This window comes from Nocardioides sp. (assembly GCF_036503465.1).
Classification (GTDB): Bacteria; Actinomycetota; Actinomycetes; order Propionibacteriales; family Nocardioidaceae; genus Nocardioides.
Genome location: NZ_DASXWU010000037.1, coordinates 39,395 through 57,327 on the forward strand (window position 1 = coordinate 39,395; position 17,933 = coordinate 57,327).

The 17,933-nt window shown below is 71.1% G+C and carries 16 protein-coding genes; 10 read left to right on the top strand and 6 right to left on the bottom strand.

Translation table 11 applies throughout. The features are described from left to right. Window positions 1-38 precede the first annotated feature (38 nt). The gene (gene dnaK / locus VGK78_RS06320; protein WP_331526675.1) at window positions 39-1,925 is read right to left on the bottom strand and encodes a molecular chaperone DnaK; all 1,887 of its coding nucleotides are present in this window, start codon (window positions 1,923-1,925) and stop codon (window positions 39-41) included. A gap of 261 nt (window positions 1,926-2,186) precedes the next feature. On the opposite strand from dnaK, the gene VGK78_RS06325 reads away from it, so the two are divergent. The 8 genes from VGK78_RS06325 (at window position 2,187) to zwf (ending at window position 11,586) form a co-directional block, all read left to right on the top strand. Then, the gene (locus VGK78_RS06325) at window positions 2,187-2,975 is read left to right on the top strand and encodes a glycerophosphodiester phosphodiesterase (protein WP_331526676.1); all 789 of its coding nucleotides are present in this window, start codon (window positions 2,187-2,189) and stop codon (window positions 2,973-2,975) included. A 22-nt stretch (window positions 2,976-2,997) separates the two neighbouring features. After that, window positions 2,998-3,615: a GrpB family protein gene (locus VGK78_RS06330; RefSeq protein ID WP_331526678.1), complete on the top strand. Its 618-nt coding sequence runs from the start codon at window positions 2,998-3,000 to the stop codon at window positions 3,613-3,615. Beyond that, the gene (locus VGK78_RS06335) at window positions 3,612-4,112 is read left to right on the top strand and encodes an N-acetyltransferase family protein (protein WP_331526679.1); all 501 of its coding nucleotides are present in this window, start codon (window positions 3,612-3,614) and stop codon (window positions 4,110-4,112) included. Before VGK78_RS06330 ends, VGK78_RS06335 begins: the two co-directional genes overlap by 4 nt. A gap of 4 nt (window positions 4,113-4,116) precedes the next feature. Further along, window positions 4,117-7,131, top strand: a complete 3,015-nt coding sequence (locus VGK78_RS06340) for an alpha-mannosidase (protein WP_331526680.1) — start codon at window positions 4,117-4,119, stop codon at window positions 7,129-7,131. Window positions 7,132-7,328: 197 nt separating this feature from the next. Next, window positions 7,329-7,550, top strand: a complete 222-nt coding sequence (locus VGK78_RS06345; protein WP_331526682.1) for a hypothetical protein — start codon at window positions 7,329-7,331, stop codon at window positions 7,548-7,550. A 96-nt stretch (window positions 7,551-7,646) separates the two neighbouring features. Beyond that, window positions 7,647-9,053, top strand: a complete 1,407-nt coding sequence (locus VGK78_RS06350) for a hypothetical protein (protein ID WP_331526684.1) — start codon at window positions 7,647-7,649, stop codon at window positions 9,051-9,053. After that, complete coding sequence (locus VGK78_RS06355) at window positions 9,050-10,087, top strand: DivIVA domain-containing protein (RefSeq protein WP_331526685.1); 1,038 nt, start codon at window positions 9,050-9,052, stop codon at window positions 10,085-10,087. The genes VGK78_RS06350 and VGK78_RS06355 overlap by 4 nt, the downstream gene beginning before the upstream one ends. A gap of 59 nt (window positions 10,088-10,146) precedes the next feature. Then, window positions 10,147-11,586, top strand: a complete 1,440-nt coding sequence (gene zwf, locus VGK78_RS06360) for a glucose-6-phosphate dehydrogenase (RefSeq protein ID WP_331526686.1) — start codon at window positions 10,147-10,149, stop codon at window positions 11,584-11,586. Here the strand turns inward: zwf and VGK78_RS06365 are convergent. Beyond that, the gene (locus VGK78_RS06365; RefSeq protein WP_331526688.1) at window positions 11,583-12,161 is read right to left on the bottom strand and encodes a SecDF P1 head subdomain-containing protein; all 579 of its coding nucleotides are present in this window, start codon (window positions 12,159-12,161) and stop codon (window positions 11,583-11,585) included. The genes zwf and VGK78_RS06365 overlap by 4 nt on opposite strands. Before the next feature lie 90 nt (window positions 12,162-12,251). Here VGK78_RS06365 and VGK78_RS06370 point away from each other — a divergent pair, with 90 nt between their 5' ends. Beyond that, window positions 12,252-13,112, top strand: a complete 861-nt coding sequence (locus tag VGK78_RS06370) for an aldo/keto reductase (protein WP_331526689.1) — start codon at window positions 12,252-12,254, stop codon at window positions 13,110-13,112. A gap of 76 nt (window positions 13,113-13,188) precedes the next feature. On the opposite strand, the gene VGK78_RS06375 is transcribed toward VGK78_RS06370, so the two are convergent. Next, window positions 13,189-13,746 (bottom strand): hypothetical protein, encoded by a 558-nt coding sequence (locus VGK78_RS06375; protein WP_331526690.1) that lies wholly within the window; start codon window positions 13,744-13,746, stop codon window positions 13,189-13,191. 243 nt (window positions 13,747-13,989) lie between these two features. Between VGK78_RS06375 and VGK78_RS06380 the strand changes: the two genes are divergently transcribed. Further along, window positions 13,990-14,880, top strand: a complete 891-nt coding sequence (locus tag VGK78_RS06380) for a hypothetical protein (protein WP_331526691.1) — start codon at window positions 13,990-13,992, stop codon at window positions 14,878-14,880. 85 nt (window positions 14,881-14,965) lie between these two features. Here VGK78_RS06380 and VGK78_RS06385 read toward each other — a convergent pair whose 3' ends face one another. The 3 genes from VGK78_RS06385 to VGK78_RS06395 all read right to left on the bottom strand — a co-directional run. Then, a complete protein-coding gene (locus VGK78_RS06385; protein ID WP_331526692.1) occupies window positions 14,966-16,264 on the bottom strand; it encodes an MFS transporter in 1,299 nt (432 codons plus the stop codon). A gap of 79 nt (window positions 16,265-16,343) precedes the next feature. After that, a complete protein-coding gene (locus tag VGK78_RS06390) occupies window positions 16,344-17,696 on the bottom strand; it encodes a cytochrome P450 (protein WP_331526693.1) in 1,353 nt (450 codons plus the stop codon). An 83-nt stretch (window positions 17,697-17,779) separates the two neighbouring features. Continuing rightward, window positions 17,780-17,933: response regulator transcription factor (locus tag VGK78_RS06395; RefSeq protein ID WP_331526695.1), on the bottom strand; the 154-nt coding region annotated here is incomplete at its 5' end.

A 17,933-nucleotide genomic window follows, 5' to 3' on the forward strand; every position in this document is an offset into this window, starting at 1 on the left:
GGAAGCCGCGGTGCGCGACTTCCCCGTCCGCCCATCGGTCACTTGGACTCGCCCTCCCCGTCGTCGGCCGAGTCGGTGGGCTCGTCCACGATCTCGGCGTCGACGACGTCGTCGTCCGCGGCGCCGGTCGAACTGTCGGTGCCACCGGCCGCGGTCTGGTCGGCCTCGGCTGCGGCGTACATCGCGGCGCCCATCTTCTGGCTGGACTCACCGAGCTTGGAGATGCCGGCCTGGATCTCGTCCTTGCCGGCGTCGGCGTTCTCCAGCGTCTTCTTCAGCGCGTCGACGTCCGCCTGCACCTCGATCTTCACGTCGTCCGGGACCTTCTCGGCGTTGTCGGCCAGGAACTTCTCGGTCGTGTAGACCAGGGACTCGCCCTGGTTGCGGGTCTCGACGGCCTCGCGGCGGGCGGCGTCCTCCGCGGCGTACTGCTCGGCGTCCTTGATCATCCGGTCGATCTCGTCCTTGCTCAGGGCGCTGCCGCCCGAGATCGTCATCGACTGCTCGCGGCCGGACGCCTGGTCCTTGGCCGAGACGTGCACGATGCCGTTGGCGTCGATGTCGAAGGTGACCTCGATCTTGGGCACGTTGCGCGGCGCCGGGGGCAGACCGGTCAGCTCGAAGTTGCCGAGCGGCTGGTTCTGCGCCCACATCTGGCGCTCGCCCTGGGCGACCTTGATCTCCACGCTCGGCTGGTTGTCGTCGGCGGTGGTGAAGATCTCGGACCGCTTGGCCGGGATCGTGGTGTTGCGCTCGATCAGGGTGGTGAAGACACCGCCCTTGGTCTCGATGCCGAGGCTCAGCGGGGTGACGTCGAGGAGCAGGACGTCCTTGACCTCGCCCTTGAGCACGCCGGCCTGCAGCGCGGCGCCGACCGCGACGACCTCGTCGGGGTTGACGCCCTTGTTCGGCTCCTTGCCGCCGAGCAGCTCCTTGACCAGGTCGGTGACGGCGGGCATCCGGGTGGAGCCGCCGACCATGACGACGTGGTCGATCTTGGAGACGTCGACGCCGCCGTCCTTGAGCACCGAGCGGAACGGCGCCTTGGTCCGGTCGAGCAGGTCGGAGGTCATCTTCTGGAACTCCGAGCGGGTCAGCTTCTCCTCGAAGTGGAGCGGGCCGGACTCGCCGTGCGTGATGTAGGGCAGGTGGATCGTCGTCTCGCTCGAGGCGGACAGCTCGATCTTCGCCTTCTCCGCGGCCTCCTGGAGACGCTGCATGGCGATCTTGTCCTGGGACAGGTCGACGCCGTTGCCGTCCTTGAACTTCTTGACCATCCAGTCGACGATCCGCGAGTCCCAGTCGTCACCACCGAGGTGGTTGTCACCGGAGGTCGCCTTCACCTCGATGGTGGCGAAGCCGTCGTCGTCCTTGCCCACCTCGAGCAGCGAGACGTCGAACGTGCCGCCACCGAGGTCGAAGACCAGGATCGTCTGGTCGGCGTCACCCTTGTCGAGCCCGTAGGCCAGCGCGGCCGCGGTGGGCTCGTTGATGATGCGCTGGACGTTCAGGCCTGCGATCTCGCCGGCCTCCTTGGTGGCCTGACGCTGGGCGTCGGAGAAGTACGCCGGCACGGTGATCACCGCGTCGGTCACGGTCTCGCCGAGGTAGGACTCGGCGTCCCGCTTGAGCTTCTGGAGGACGAACGCGCTGATCTGCTGCGGCGTGAAGTCCTTGTCGTCGATCTTCTGCTTCCAGTCCGTGCCCATGTGACGCTTCACGGAGCGGATGGTGCGATCGACGTTGGTCACCGCCTGTCGCTTGGCGACCTCGCCGACGAGCACCTCGCCGGACTTCGCGAACGCGACCACCGACGGGGTGGTGCGTGCGCCCTCTGCGTTGGCGATGACGGTGGGTTCCCCACCTTCGAGTACGGCGACGACGCTGTTCGTCGTACCGAGGTCGATGCCGACGGCACGAGCCATGTCTGGTTACCTCCGGGGTCATCCGGCCGTTCGGGCCGGTCTGTCTCTTGTTGTCTGTGGGTGGTGCCCATCCTGACGGTGGGCGGTGGACTGACAAAATTCTTGAGCCAGCTGCGCTCAAGTCTGTCAGATGGCACAACGACGACCCGAGGCCGCCTTGTTCCCGCCCGGACGCCAATTTTTCGGGTCGCCCGCCTGAGGCGCGGCCACGGGTGCCGCTGAGGCGGACGACCCGGAGGGCTCCGGCTACCGTGATGGGCTGTGGCCCGCCATCGCGTCCTGGTGTCCGCCCACCGCTGCGGGTACGCCGAGCTGGGCAATGTCGGCGGCCACGAGGACCCGATCGCCGGGATCGAGCACTCGGCGAGGATCGGCGCCGACTACTGCGAGTTCGACGTACGTCGGTGCTCCGACGGCAGGTTCGTGGTCTCCCACGACCCCGACGGCGGCATCGGCGACGGGTCCCTCGTGATCTCCGACCTCACCTGGGACGTGCTCCGGTCACGCGCCCCCGACGTGTGCCCCCTCGACCGCCTGCTCGACGCCCTGGCCGCGACGGGCATGGGGGCGCACGTGGACATGAAGTTCCGCACCCCCCATCAGGCACGCGCCGCTGGCGAGTGCTGGGAGGTCGAGCTCGCCTCGATCCTGGTCGAGCACCTCGACCCCGCGAAGATCGTCTTCACCGCCGGGGTCCGCGCCACCACCACCGCCCTGCGCGAGTGGGCCGATGCCCACGCCCCCTCGATGGTGGTGGCGCTCAGCATCGGGGGAAGCGTCCGCGGGATGACGTGGCAGAACGCGATCCGACGACGCTGGGGTGAGCTGTTCCCCCAGCTCCGGTTCCGGCTGTCGAGCGCGGACGCGGTCGCGGCCCACTTCGCGCTCGCGATGATCCGGCTCGCCCGCTGGACCACCCACATCGGGGTCCCGCTGCTGGTCTGGACCGTCGACTCCACGTGGCTGCAGAGGCGCTTCCTGCACGACCGCCGTATCTGGATGATCACCACCAACCACCCGGCCCGCGCGGTCGCCCTGCGTGATCGGTAGGAGGATCGGTAGCGTCCGCCTGGTGCCGACCGCAGAAGAGATCACGCGCCACCACGACGACCGCCCGCCGCCGGGAGCAGACCCGTTCGTCGACCCGAGCGGGGCACGGCCCTACGAGATCCGGGTCGTGGAGTACGACGACCGCTGGCCGGCCGACTTCCGGCGAGTTGCGGAGCGCATCCGCGCCGTCCTGGGTGACCGCGCCCTGGAGATCCACCACGTCGGTTCGACGTCCGTACCCGGGCTGCCCGCGAAGCCGGTGATCGACATCGATCTGGTGGTGGCCGACCCGGCCGAGGAGGCGGCGTACCTCCCCGATCTCGTCGCTGCCGGCTTCGTCCATCACATCCGCGAGCCCTGGTGGCACGAGCACAGACTCGTGAAGTGGGCCGACCCCCTCGCGTACGTCCACATCTTCGGCCCTGACTGCCCCGAGGTGATCCGGCACCGGATGTTCCACGACTGGCTCGTCGAGCACGAGGAGGAGCGGCAGCGGTACGCCGACGCCAAGCGCGCCGCGGCCACCGCGATGAACGCCCGCCCCGGGGGCGGCACCGGGATGGACTACAACCGGCACAAGGAACCCGTCGTCCGCGAGATCTACGACCGGATGTTCCGGGCGCACGGACTGCTGCCGTGATCGGGTCGACGACACAGGTCCGGCCGGCCACGACCGCCGACCTCCCCGGAGCCGCTGCGATCTACGACGAGCAGGTCCGGATCGGCATCTCGACCTTCGACCTCGAGCCGCCCCCGCTCTCCTACTGGGAGCACCACCTCGCGAGCACCGAGCCCGGCGACCACTTCCTGGTCGCCGACGACGGCGGAGAGGTCGCCGGCTTCGCCTACTCCTCGGCGTACCGGCCGCGCCCTGGATACCGGCTCACTCGCGAGACCTCGGTCTACCTGAGCGGGCACGCGCGCGGACAGGGGCTCGGCCGACGGATGTACGACGACCTGCTCGCCCGCGTGCGGGCCGACGGCATCCACGTCGCGCTCGCCCTGATCGCGCTGCCCAACCCGGCCAGCGTCGCCCTGCATGAAGCGTGCGGCTTCGAGCACCTCGGCACGATGCGCGAGGTGGGCTGGAAGTTCGACCGCTGGCTCGACACCGCGTGGTACCAGAAGGTTCTCTGAGCGCATGCACGATCGGCTCCGCGAGATCGAGGCCCGGCTCGCGCGGGCACTGGACGAGCGGCTGCGGCCCGCGGTCCACACGATCCTCGCGCCGCTCACCGTCGAGGTCTGGCACGTACCACCGGCCGACGACGGACGGGTGGGCGAGCCGGTGCCGTTCGCGGCCGCGCGGGACGCGGCGTACCGGCCGTGCCGGGTCGGCGAGCGCTGGGGCCCGGCCTGGGGTACGTCGTGGTTCCGGCTGAGCGGGCACGTGCCGGCGGGCCCCGGCCCCATCGAAGCGGTGCTCGACCTCGGCTGGACCCGGGCCGTGCCCGGGTTCCAGGCCGAGGGGCTCGTGCACGAGGCCGGCGGCCGGATCGTCAAGGGCCTCAACCCGCGCAACGACTGGGTCCCCGCGAGCCCGGGCGAGGCCGAGTGGTACGTCGAGGCCGCGGCCAACCCGACCGTGCTCACCGGCTTCCGGCCGACCGATCTCGGTGATCGCCTGACCACGTCCGCCGAGCCGCTCTACACGTTGGCGCGCGCGGATCTCTGCCGACGCGCGACCGAGGTCGCCGACCTGGTGTCCGACCTCGAGGTGCTCGACGGCCTGCGTCGCAGCCTCCCCGACGACCACCGGAGCCGCGAGATCCTCTACGCGATCGAGGCGGCGCTCGACGCGGTCGACGCGTCGGACCCGGCGGACGTCGCCGGCGCCGCGGCCTTGGCCCGGGCCGAGCTGGGCGGCGTCCTCGGCACCCCGGCCGCCCCCGGCGGTCACACGATCTCGGCCGTCGGCCATGCGCACATCGACTCGGCCTGGCTCTGGCCGGTCCGCGAGACGGTCCGCAAGGTCGCCCGCACCGTCGCCAACGTCGTACACCTCATGGACACCGACGACTCGCTCGTCTACGCGATGTCCAGCGCCCAGCAGTGGGCGTGGCTGGAGTCGGCGTACCCCGAGCTCTTCGCGCGGGTGAAGAGGTACGTCGAGCAGGGACGCTTCGTGCCGACCGGCGGGATGTGGGTGGAGTCCGACACCAACCTGGTCGGCGGCGAGGCCATGGCGCGGCAGTTCGTGGTCGGCAAGCGGTGGTTCGCTGAGCACCTCGGCATCGAGCCGCGCGAGGTCTGGCTGCCGGACTCGTTCGGCTACACCGCCGCGCTGCCGCAGATCGTGGCCCAGGCGGGGATGCGGTGGTTCCTCACGCAGAAGATCTCGTGGAACACCACCAACCCCTTCCCCCACCACACGTTCTGGTGGGAGGGCATCGACGGCACCCGCGTCTTCACCCACTTCCCGCCGGTCGACACCTACAACGCCGAGCTGACGGGCGCCGAGCTCGCGCACTCGGCCGCCAACTTCCGCGAGAAGGGCGGGGCGTCCCGGGCGCTGCTGCCGTTCGGGTACGGCGACGGCGGCGGCGGGCCGACCCGCGAGATGCTCGCGCGGGCACGACGTACCGAGGACCTGGCCGGCTCGCCGCGCGTCCGGGTCGAGGCGCCGTCGGCCTTCTTCGAGGCCGCGGAGGCGGAGTACGCCGATCGCGCGCCGGTCTGGGTCGGCGAGCTGTACCTCGAGATCCACCGCGGCACCTACACCTCTCAGGCCGCGATGAAGGACGGCAACCGCCGCTGCGAGCACCTCCTGCGGGAGGCAGAGCTGTGGTCCGCGACCGCGGCCGTGCGCGGGCTCCTCGACTACCCCTACGACGAGCTGCGGTCGGCGTGGGAGACCGTGCTGCTGCACCAGTTCCACGACATCCTCCCGGGCTCGTCCATCGCGTGGGTGCACCGCGAGGCGCGCACGACGTACGCCCGGGGGGTGGCCGACCTGGAGGAGATCATCGAGCGGGCGCTCGACGCCCTCGCCGGCGACGGCGACGACGAGGTCGCCTACAACGCCTCGCCGGTGGAGCTCGATGCCGTCCCCGCGCTTGCTGCGGACGCGACACCGGTGGTTGAGGAGCGATCTCTGCGAGCGTTGGTTCCTGAGGAGGCGAGGGACGAGCCGTCTCGAAGGGCTCGAAACCACCTCGAGAATGACGAACTCCTGGTCACCCTGGACGCCGACGGCGTGATCCGGTCGATCGTCGACAAGCGTCACGACCGGGAGGTGATCCCGCCCGGGGGCGCGGCCAACCTGCTCGAGCTCCATCCCGACCACCCCAACCGTTGGGACGCCTGGGACCTCGACGAGCACCATCGGCACACGGTCACCCGACTGAGCGATGCCGACGATGTGCGCACCGACGGCGACGCGATCGTGGTCGTCAGGTCCTTCGGCCGCTCGCGGGTCGCGCAGCGGGTCGCGTTGCGTGGCGACCGGGTCGAGATCGACACCGAGGTCGACTGGCACGAGCGCGAGAAGGTGCTCAAGCTCGCGGTCGACTGCGACGTCCACACCGACCACGCGTCGTACGAGACGCAGTTCGGGCACGTCGTCCGCCCCACCCACGTCAACACCAGCTGGGACGCCGCGCGCTTCGAGGTCTGCGCACACCGGTGGGTGCTGGTCGCCGAGCGGGGGTACGGCGTCGCGCTCGCCAACCGCACGACGTACGGCCACGACGTGACCCGGCACCCGCGCCCCGGTGCCGGCACGTACTCCCGGATCCGGGCCAGCCTCCTCCGCGCGCCCAGGTTCCCCGACCCGGGCACCGACCAGGGCCGGCACACGTTCCGGCACGCGATCGTGCCGGGCGCCGGGGTCGCCGAGGCGGCCGGCGCCGGCTACGCGCTGAACCTGCCGCTGCGACGCCGTCGAGGCCACCCGGTCGAGCCCCTGGTGCGGGTCGAGGGCGGCACGGCGTACGTCGAGGCGGTCAAGCTCGCCGAGGACGGCTCCGGAGACGTCATCGTGCGCCTCTACGAGCCGCTCGGGGCACGGAGCCGCCTCCGGGTCATCGCGGGGTTCGAGAGCTCGGGGGCCGAGGTCGTCGACCTGCTCGAACGACCGCTGGAGAGCGACGACTGGGACGGCTCCGAGATCAGCCTGCGGCCGTTCCAGATCGTCACCCTCCGGTTCACCCGCTGACCGGGCTGCCGGCCTCGATCCCGCTCCGAGGTGGACGGTCTCTGACCGTGAGGCACCTCAGACAGTCCGCGCCCAGCCGGGCGTGACGACCGCCGAGATCTGAGGCGCGGTCTACGTCGAATGCCAGATCCGCGGACGTCTCCTCAGCGCGAGTGTGGAGGTCGTCAGCAGACGGACCGAAGCCCGAGGAGCCCGAGATGAACATCCTTCCTGGCAACATGAGCGCCTTCCAGCTCGTGGCCGAGCAGACCATCAACGACCGCATCAGGGACGCCGAGCGTCGCGCCCAGGTGCGCGCCGTCCGCGCCGCCCGGCGCGACGCGCGCCGGGCCGGCCGGCGCGAGGAGAGCTGCACCTCTGCCCAGACGACGCTGCGCCTCCCCGCGTGGGCGTTCCGGTTCGTCCGCCCCGCCCACTGACCGAGATCCAGCCCCCGCCACCGGCCGCATGGAGGTGTCGGGATGGACTTCGGAGACCGACTCCCACAACGCCCGATCGTTTGGGAGGATGCGGGCATGACCGCCATGCAGGACGGTCCGGTCGGCCCGCCCCCCGAGGCCGCAGGCAGCGAACGCGCCGCGGCGCTGCTCCGGCATGCCCAGGCAGTCGCCGACGAGCTCCAGGCCCGCGCCGAGGAGGAGGCCCGGGCGCACACCGCCGAGGCCCACGGCCTCCGTGAGGAGGCGGCGCGGCTCCATGCCGAGGCGACCCGAGCCCGTGAGCACGCCCAGCGGCTCCTCGACGACACCTCCGCCGACGCCCAGCAGATCGTCACCGACGCGGGCGAGCAGGCCCGAGTGCTGATGGAGGCGGCGCAGACCCACCACGACCAGATCGTGGCCGAGGCCGAACGCATCGCCACCGAGCGCGCGGACGCCGGCCGGCGTACCCACGAGGACGCCGTCGCCGCGGCGGGCGCCGTGCGCGACGAGGCACAGCAGCACGCCGACGCCCTGCTGGCGAGCGCACGCGCGCGGGCCGACCAGCAGGACTCCGAGACCCGCGACCTCGTCGAGTCGCGCACCGCCGAGGCCGAGGCTGCGGCCGAGAAGCTGCTCGGCGCCGCGAGCGAGGAGGCCGCCGCGCTCCGGGCGGAGGCCGAGGCCGAGGCTCAGAGCCTGCGGGCCGACGCGGAGACCGCGGCCGTCGCCGCCCGTGAGGAGGCCGAGCGCGTCCTCGCCGAGGCGCGCACCCGGGCCGACGAGCACGTCGCGGCCGCCGAGCGCGAGGCCCACCGCCAGCTCGCCGCGGCAGCGGAGCAGACGACGTGGACCCAGCAGACCGTCCAGTCCCTGCTGGCCACCGCCGACCTCGAGGCCGACCGCATCCGGCAGGTCGGTCACCGCGACGCGGCCGACGTCGTACGCCGTGTCCGCCAGGGAGTCGTCGGCGTGACCGGCCGGCTGCGGCAGAGGCTGGCCTCCGAGACCGACCTGTCGCGGCGGGAGGCAGACGACCGCCGCCGTTCGGCCGAGGACGCCCTGGCCGCGGCGGCCCGCGAGGCGCAGCAGACACGCGCCGCGGGCGAACAGGACGCCGCCCGCATCCGTGAGGACGCCGAGGCGTCCGCGGCCAACGCCGACGAGCGCGCCCGGCACCGCCTCGCCGAGGCCGAGCAGGGGGCGCGCGCCCTGCGGGAGCAGGTGGCCCAGGACGTACTGAGCCGGCAGCGGGCTGCCGACGACGAACTCCGCCGCGCCCGCGCCGAAGGTGCCGCGCTGGTCGCCGATGCCCGTACCGAGGCCGATGAGCTGCGGTCTCAGGCGCGTCGTATCGTCGAAGACGCGCGTGCCGAGGTGGCGCTCCTCGCACGTCAGCGCGACGGCATCACCCAGGAGCTCGGCCAGCTCTCCGGCGTCATCCAGGCCCTGGCAGTTCCGACCCCCACCCATCCCCCCACACCACAGGAACCCGAGCAGTGAACGAACAGAACAGCAGCTTCAAGACCGTCATGCGTGGCTACGACCCGGCGGAGGTCGATCGCCGGCTCGAGGAGCTCGCGAGCGCCGTCACCTCCCTGACCCAGCAGCGCGACGGTCTCGCCGCGCGGGTCCAGGAGCTGCACGACGCCGCGTCGAGCCCGGCCGAGCCGCCGAGCTACGAGCACCTCGGCGAGCGGGTCGGTCATATCCTGTCCCTCGCGGACGCCGAGGCGTCCGAGCTGCGCGACCGTGCCCGCGAGGAGGCCGAGGCCCACACGGCGACGGTCCACCGGAACGCGACCCAGGCGCGCGAGGAGGCCGACCAGTACGCCGTACGGGTGCGGAGCGAGGCCGACGCCACGGCCGCGCGGATCGAGGAGGAGGCCCGCAAGGCAGCCGACGACCATCGCGACGGGGCCGAGCGCGACGCGTCGGTCCGGCTCCAGGAGGCCGAGGCGGTCTACGAGGAGCAGCGGGCCCGCGCGGCCAAGGCTGCCGCCGACTTCGAGACCACCCTCGCGGGACGCCGCAAGGCGGCCGAGGACGAGTTCACGCAGAAGATGGCCGAGTCGCAGGCGCGCCTCGACGAGGCCAAGGAGCTCGCCGAGCGCACCCGCACCGACGCCGAGCACGCCCGGGGGGAGGCCGGTCGCGAGGCGAACCGGCTCGTCGAGGAGGCACGTCAGGAGGCCGCGCGCATCGTCAGCGACGCGAAGGCGACCGCCGAGCGCGTGCGGGCCGACTCCGACCGCGAGCTCACCGCCGCCAGCCAGCGGCGCGACAGCATCAACGCCCAGCTGGCCAACGTGCGGCAGATGCTGGCGACGCTCACCGGCACCGCGGCGATGCCGCTCAGCGCCTTCGGCGCGGACGAGGAGGGGGACGCCTCCACGCCTGCCGAGGAGCAGTCAGCGGAACCGGCCGAGGAAACGACGGACGAGGGGGAGGACCCGGTGGAGTCCGCGGACGAGTCGGCCGACGATTCAGCCGACACGGACGAGGAGTCGCGCGAGGAGTCGATGGCCCGGGGCTGACCCCGCCGTACGCCGGTCGCGCTTCTCATCCGCCCCGGCACGGGTGCAGGCTGGGAACCATGCCGACCAAGCCCACCACCGTCGTCCTCTTCGGTGCCACCGGCGACCTCAGCCGCCGCAAGCTGCTGCCCGGTCTGCTGCACCTGTTCCAGACGGGGCTGATGCGCGACATCGTCGTGGTCGGCACGTCCCTGGACGCCCACGACCGTGAGTCGTTCATCGACTTCGCGCACCAGGCGGTCGATGAGTTCGGCGGCGACGACCACGACACCGACGGCTGGCCGGAGTTCTCCAAGCTCCTGTACTGGGCGCCCGGCGATGGCGGCCCGGACGGTCTCCGGCGCACCATCGAGGAGGCGGAGGGAGGGCGCGCCGGGGAGTTCGACCGGCTGCACTACCTCAGCGTGCCGCCGAAGGCGGCCCTGTCGGTGGTGCACGAGCTCGCCGAGGCCGGCCTCGTGGAGAACAGCCGGATCGTGATGGAGAAGCCGTTCGGCACCGACCTCGCCAGCGCGGTCAAGCTGAACGGCGAGCTCCACGAGGTCTTCCGCGAGGAGCAGATCTTCCGGATCGACCACTTCCTGGGCAAGGAGGCGGCGCAGAACATCCTGGCGTTCCGGTTCGCGAACGGGCTGTTCGAGCCGATCTGGCACCGCAACCACATCGACCACGTCCAGATCGACGTACCCGAGGAGCTCGGTCTCGACCAGCGCGCCAACTTCTACGAGAGCACCGGCGCCTACCGGGACATGGTCGTCACCCACCTCTTCCAGGTGCTCGCCTTCACCGCGATGGAGCCGCCGACCGCGCTCGAGCCGGAGGCCATCGGCGAGGAGAAGAACAAGGTCTTCCGGTCGATGCTCCCGATCGAGCCCGCCGACGTCGTACGCGGGCAGTACGTCGGGTATCGCGACATCGAGGGCGTCGCCCCGGACTCCGAGACCGAGACCTTCGTCGCGCTCAAGTGCTACGTGGACAACTGGCGCTGGGCCGGCGTCCCGTTCTATCTGCGCACCGGCAAGCGGATGGCCGAGGGGGCGCGGATCATCTCGATCGCCTTCCGCGAGCCGCCACGGTCGATGTTCCCGGCCGGCTCCGGGGTCGGCGACCACGGCCCCGACCATCTCACCTTCGACCTCGCGGACGAGGCGAAGATGTCGCTGTCGTTCTACGGCAAGCGCCCCGGCCCGGGGATGAAGCTGGACAAGCTGTCCATGCAGTTCGCGATGCAGGACACCGGCTGGGCGGGCGCCGTGCTCGAGGCCTACGAGCGGCTGATCTACGACGCGGCCCGGGGCGACCGCACCCTGTTCTCGGCCGCACGCGGCATCGAGCGGCTGTGGGAGATCTCGACACCACTGCTCGAGAACCCGCCGGTCGTGCGTCCGTACGCCCAGGGCTCCTGGGGGCCCAACCAGATCCACCAGCTGGTGGCGCCGTTCGCCTGGCGGCTGCCCTTCGAGCGGCAGTGGCGCAGGCCGAACGAGTCCGGAGCCTAGGCCGCCAACTCGTGGGCGATCGTGGTCGCCTGCTGCTTGTCGAAGTCGCCGGTGATGCCGATGTGGCCGTCCTTCATCGAGGAGTCGACGATCAGCGCGGTCAGCACCTTGCCCTTCAGCACGACCGCCAGGTCGGTCCCCGGCATCGTGTCGGCGGCCTTCGAGAGAGTCGCGGCTGCCTGCTGGTCGAAGGTCAGCTTCACGTACCACTCCTGGCCGTGCCCGATCTCCAGCGGCACCGCCGAGGCGACGCCGCCACTGAGGAGCGGGCTCTGCAGCAGGAACACGGTGCCGGTCGAGTCACACTCCAGGAGCATGCCCTGCAGCTCGGTGGGCTGCGACGAGCAGTCGTAGCTCTTCATCGCGCCCAGCAGGTCCTTGGGAACCGTCGGGCCGAGCTGCTCCTGCCCGTCCGCGGGGTTCTGGATGTACCGGGCGGAGACCGGACGCAGCTGCACCGTGGTGGAGTTCGCCACACCGGTCGAGGCGCCGGAGTCGGAGCTGGACCCGTTGCCGCACGCGGCCACCAGACCGGCGACCAGCGCCAACGGCGCGAGGATTCGCAGGACACGCACGGCCCCCATCTAACAGGGTGCTCGCAACGCTGAGCGCGCCCGGGCGGTCCCGGGTGGAATAAGTTGCCGAATCGTGTTGTCGCCCCTTGTATGACCGTTTCCACGACGACAGTCCCGACCATCCCCCTGAATGACGGCACGGAGATCCCGCAGCTCGGGTTCGGCGTGTTCCTGGTGCCGCCGGCAGACACCCAGAAGACGGTCGAGCAGGCGTTCGAGGTGGGCTACCGCCACATCGACACCGCCCAGATGTACGGCAACGAGGCGGAGGTCGGAGCCGCGATCGCCGCGGCCGGCATCTCCCGGGACCAGCTGTACGTCACCACCAAGCTGAACAACGGCTACCACCGGCCCGACGACGCCCGGCGTTCCTTCGCCGAGTCGCTGGACAAGCTCGGGCTCGACCGCGTCGACCTCTTCCTCATCCACTGGCCGCTGCCCACCCGGTACGACGGCGACTTCGTCACCACGTGGCGCACCCTGGCCGAGCTCCGCGACGACGGGGGTACGGCGTCCATCGGCGTCTCGAACTTCGAGCCGGACCACCTCGAGCGGATTCTCGACGAGACCGGCGTGATCCCGGCGGTGAACCAGATCGAGGTGAACCCGTTCTTCACCAACGAGGCCGCGCGGGCCGCCGACGCCCGGCACGGGATCGCGACCGAGGCGTGGTCGCCGATCGCCCGCGGCGGCATCGCCGGCGACCCGACGATCGCAGGGATCGCCGAGCGGGTCGGCCGGACCGCGGCGCAGGTCACCCTGCGGTGGCACCTCCAGCGCGGTGACATCGTCTTCCCGAAGTCGATGCACCGGGAGCGGATGGAGGAGAACTTCGCGCTCTTCGACTTCGAGCTCACCGACGAGGACGTCGCCGCGATCTCCGGGCTCGACCGCGGTGAGTCCGGGCGCACCGGCCCGAACCCGAACACCTTTGACCGGATCCCCGACTGAGTCCCCCCAGCAGCCGGGTCCGGTTGGGTCGTCCGCCCCAGGGGCAGCCGGGGTGCTTCCCTCGCGGACGACCCGATCAGCGGATCTGGACCCGCACCTCGTTCGACGCCCGGTGGGTGTCTGAGTCGATCACGCGGAACCGGTTCATCCCAGGCGTACCGGTCTGGATGTACGTCGAGAAGGTGCCGTTCGTGACCGTCGCGGAGATGGAGTAGAAGTCCTGCCACGAGCCGTTGCTGAACTTCTGGACGTTCAGCACGGCTCCCTCACCGCCGGGGTAGGTGCCGGTCAGGTCGATCCGGCCCATCGGCGGGACCGACGTCTGCCCGGCCTGCAGGGAGATCCGGGTCTTGGGCTTCTCGATCTTCGGCGGCGGGCTCTGGTTCGTGTCGGAGGAGGTCGGGCTGGACCCCAGCGTGATCGACGGGCCGGTGGCCGGCTGGGTCTTCTCCGGCTTGGGCACGATCATGGTCGCCCCCGCGTCGCCGCCCACGATGGCCGCATGGCCACCGCTGAGCCCCACGACGTGGGCTCCCACGACGAATGCACCGGCAGCGATGAGCCCGACGGCCACGGCGACGCCGACCAGCGCCAGCAGTCCGGCGATGACCGGTCGCTCCTTGTCGGACCTCACGTCGGCACCCACCTCCTTCGAGCGCCCATTCTCCCGGACCGGGCAAGCTGGCCCGAATCCCCGGACCACGAGGCGGGCGACAGGGATTCCGGCCGCACTGTCATCCGACAGGATGATTCCGCTCCAAAGCCGTCATCCTCCCGACGTAAATGGCGTGTCGAGCGCTGACCGGAGCGGTTCTTCCGACATAGAACTGCGTGCGCAGGGGTCCGCCAGAGACCCCGCTCCAGGAGGAAGACACTGATGCAGACGCGTTATCGCGCGGCAGCCACGGCGCTGCTGCTCACGGCCACGGCGGGTCTGGCTGCGACCGGGGGAGCCGCCGAGGCCTCCGGGACGCACCACACCAGCGCCAGGGCCACCAAGACCCTCACGGTGACGATCAAGTCGACCAAGCACGGTCCCGTGCTCTCGACGACGAGGCTGCGGCCCGGCAAGACCCTGTTCAAGGTCGTCCGCGCCGGCGCCGGCGGCACGATGCAGGTGCTCCGGCTCAGGTCCGGTTACACCGTGCGGCAGGCCAACAAGGACTTCGCCGCCATGTTCGGGCCGAACTCCACCGCCAAGGTGGTCCAGCGCGTCGACAAGAACGTCGTCTTCTACGGCGGCATCGACGTGCCTGCCAAGGGCGCCCCCGCGAACTTCTGGGGTGTGGACCTCGACCGCGCCGACACCTACTACGTCGCCAACCTGCAGTCGAACGCCAAGACGGTCCTCAAGGCCCGGGGAACCCACCAGAGGCGGGCGCTGCCGAGCCCGACCGGATGGCTGAACGCCGCCACCAGCGACGGCGGCGCGAACGTGTTCGTGGCGCCGAAGACCGACCCGCACCGGGGCTGGATGAAGACGACGAACAAGGCGAAGGAGCCGCACTTCCTCGTGCTGAACCAGGTCACCGAGCCGACCACGGTCCAGGACATCGTCGACTACTTCATGTCGGGTGACCAGAACCCGCCGTCCTTCGGACGCTCGGGCTTCACGGAGACCAACGTGATCAGCCCCGGACACACCTTTGTGTGGAAGTACCGCGTTCCGCGTGGCAAGTACGCCGTGATGTGCTTCTGGCCCAGCAAGACCGATGGGGTCACGCCGCACGCCGCGATGGGCATGATCACGCTGTTCCACATGGTCTGACCTCGATAGGTCTGCCCTCGCAGAGAGCCCTCCGGTCCCCGCATGGGACCGGAGGGCTCTCCGCATCAGCCTCCACGCTGATTTCTCAGGACTCGGCGCGCTCGCCGGCGGGCTGCCTGGCCTCCCTCTGGGCCACGGCGTGCTCGTCGGTGCGCGCGTCGTAGCCCCAGAAGCCGCGCAGCCACATCGCGGTGAGCGTGACCCCGGCGACGCAGGAGACGCCGCCACTGATGATCGACCCGCGGACCGTCCACCGGTCGGCTACCACACCCGCCCGCACCTGGCCGCCGAGCGGGCCGATGGAGTAGCTGAGCATCTCGATGCCGGCCAGCCTGCCCCTCAGGGTGTCCGGGATGGTCTGGCTCCAGATCGTGCCGCGGAAGACCGCGGAGATCATGTCGGCGGCCCCCGCCAGCGCGAAGAAGAGCACCGCGAGCCAGATCGAGGAGGACCAGCCCGCGGCGGCGATGCAGGCGCCGTACACCGCGGCGGCCAGGACGATCGCCCGGCCGTGGTGGTGGACGCGTGCCGTCCAGCCCGAGAGTGCCGTCGCGACCAGCGCTCCGATGGTCTCGGCGGAGTACAGGAAACCGAGCAGGTGCGGCCGGGAGAAGACGTTCTCGGCGAGGGCGGGGAACAGCACCACCGGCATCGCCAGCAGCATCGCGGCCAGGTCCACCACGTAGGTGCCGAGCAGGTCACGCCGGTTGAACGCGTAGCGCAGGCCCTTGCCGATGCCGGCCAGGCTGGGCGCCTCGGTCTCGCCCACATGCGGGTAGCGCCGCATCGCGGCGTACATCATCGAGGCCACGAACAGGCCCACGATGTCGACCAGGAAGCACCACCCGGGGCCGGCCGCGGCCACGATCAGGCCACCGATCGTCGGGCCGACCAGGACGCCGGCCTGCATCCCGAAGCTCGACAACGCGTTGGCCGCGGTCAGCTCGTCGTGCCGGACGGTACGCGGCAGGAGCGCCTCGCGCGACGGGCGCTGCAGCGCCGAGGACGAGGCGAGGAGGCCGGAGACCACGAAGATCTCCCAGAGCCGGGGGTTCTGCGAGAACGCGTTGATGCACAACCAGGCCGTGAACGCGGCCTGGGCGATGCCGGTCCAGATCAGCAGCAGCCGGCGGTCGACGTGGTCGGCGAGCGCGCCGCCGTACAGACCGAAGACGATCAGCGGCCCGAGCTCGACGAGACCCACCGCGCCGACCGCGAAGTTGGAGTGCGTGAGCTGGTAGATCTGGAACGGGATGGCGACGTAGGTCATCATCCCGCCGAGGTAGAAGACCGTCCCGGCGATCAGGAGCAGGCGGAAGTCACGGTGCTCCCGGAACGGCCCGAGGTCCATCCGGAGCGCGCGCAGACGTGACCCCCACCCCATGAAACGCCATTGTGTCGGGCCCTTACCGGCCCGGTCCCCGAATTGGCCAAGCCGTGACCAGATTCACCCGTTCGGGGGCTCAGCTCACCCTGATCCGGGACCCGTGGCGGGGCACGCTGGTGATGTTGCGGACCGTCGGACGGTCGCTGCCCGCGGCGGTGACGTCGTACGCCGTGAGGACCTGCCGCAGCACCGCGACGCCCTCCATCAGCGAGAACCCGGCCCCGATGCAGCGCCGGACGCCGCCGCCGAAGGGGATCCAGGTGTTGACCGGCGGGTTCTGACCGAGGAACCGAGCGGGGTCGAAGCGCTCGGGCTCGGGGTGGTTGTCGTCGCGGCCGTGCGCGATCAGGATCGACGGCCCCACGGTCGCGCCGGCGGGCAGGTCCCAGCCCGCGACCGTCGTCGGCCGCATCAGGGTGCGGACCACCATCGGGATCACCGGGTGGAGCCGCATCGCCTCCTTGAGCACCGCCTCGAGGAAGTCGTCGTCACCGGTGCGCGCCGCCTCTCGGGCCCGGGCCAGGAGCGCGCGGTCGCGACCGAGCTCGTACAGAGCCCAGGACAGCGCGCTGGCCGTGGTCTCGTGCCCGGCCAGGAGCAGCGTCACCAGCTGGTCGCGGAGCTCCTCGTCGGTGAGCCGGTCTCCCTCGTTCCCCGCGAGGATCAGCCGCGACAGCACGTCGGAGCGCCGGTCGAGGTCGGGCGCGGCTCGGCGCTCACGGATCTCGGCGTACATCAGCTCGTCGAGGCGGTAGGCGTTCTCGACCGTCTTCCTCCAGGTGCCGAACCGCTGCAGCACCGGGTAACCCCAGCCGAGGAGGACGGCGGGGCTGACGTTGACGGTGCGGTTCACGCAGGGCCGCAGCTCGTCCAGGCGTCCCTCCTCGGTGACGCCGAACACGACGCGCAGGATCACCTCGAGGGTGAGCGCGTTCATCCGGTCCAGGCTGCGGAACTCCTCCCCGCTCCGCCACCGCCCCACCTGCTCGGCCGCGACCCGGTCGACCAGGTCGCGGTAGCCGCGCAAGGCCTGTCCGTTGAACGCCGGCATCAGCAGCGCGCGGGCCCGCTTGTGCTCCTTGCCGTCCTGCAGGAGCAGCGAGTGCTCGCCCATGATCGGGCCGAGGATCGCGTTCCCCTTCCCCGCGTGGAAGACCTCGGGGTCGCCGGCGAAGATCTCCTTCACGTGTTCGGGCCGGTTGAAGATCACCAGCCAGCGGCCCTCGGGAAGGATCTTCAGCGAGAAGACGTCGCCGTACCGGCGGTGCATCGCGGGGATGAACCGGTGCCGAAAGCGCAGCAGGCCGATGCTCTGCAGGAGCCCGTGCCAGCGCGGTCCGGGCGGGAGCTGCCCCGGGTCGATCTCGGCGAAGTGCTGGTTCGCCACGGGGAGGGCCATCTTGGCCATCCGCTCCTCGGTGCTCGTCATCGCGCGCTCCTGGGGCTGGGGGCCTTCCATACTAGGGGTATGTCGGCGGCCGCCCGGTGACGGCCGTCACAGCCGCGCGCTGCTCAAATGAGGTCGTCGCGACGGGCGATCGCCGCGGCCTCGGTGCGGCCGGCGGCGCCCAGCTTGGCCAGGATGTTCGAGACGTGCACGCTGACCGTCTTGGTGGAGATGAACAGCTGCTTGCCGATCTCACCGTTGCTGCGCCCCTCGGCGACC

Coding starts and splice junctions, on each gene's coding strand:
- VGK78_RS06385 (WP_331526692.1), bottom strand. CDS start 16,264: ATGGGGTGGGGGTCACGTCTGCGCGCGCTCCGGATGGACCTCGGGCCG.
- zwf (WP_331526686.1), top strand. CDS start 10,147: ATGCCGACCAAGCCCACCACCGTCGTCCTCTTCGGTGCCACCGGCGAC.
- dnaK (WP_331526675.1), bottom strand. CDS start 1,925: ATGGCTCGTGCCGTCGGCATCGACCTCGGTACGACGAACAGCGTCGTC.
- VGK78_RS06340 (WP_331526680.1), top strand. CDS start 4,117: ATGCACGATCGGCTCCGCGAGATCGAGGCCCGGCTCGCGCGGGCACTG.
- VGK78_RS06345 (WP_331526682.1), top strand. CDS start 7,329: ATGAACATCCTTCCTGGCAACATGAGCGCCTTCCAGCTCGTGGCCGAG.
- VGK78_RS06350 (WP_331526684.1), top strand. CDS start 7,647: ATGACCGCCATGCAGGACGGTCCGGTCGGCCCGCCCCCCGAGGCCGCA.
- VGK78_RS06390 (WP_331526693.1), bottom strand. CDS start 17,696: ATGACGAGCACCGAGGAGCGGATGGCCAAGATGGCCCTCCCCGTGGCG.
- VGK78_RS06380 (WP_331526691.1), top strand. CDS start 13,990: ATGCAGACGCGTTATCGCGCGGCAGCCACGGCGCTGCTGCTCACGGCC.
- VGK78_RS06370 (WP_331526689.1), top strand. CDS start 12,252: ATGACCGTTTCCACGACGACAGTCCCGACCATCCCCCTGAATGACGGC.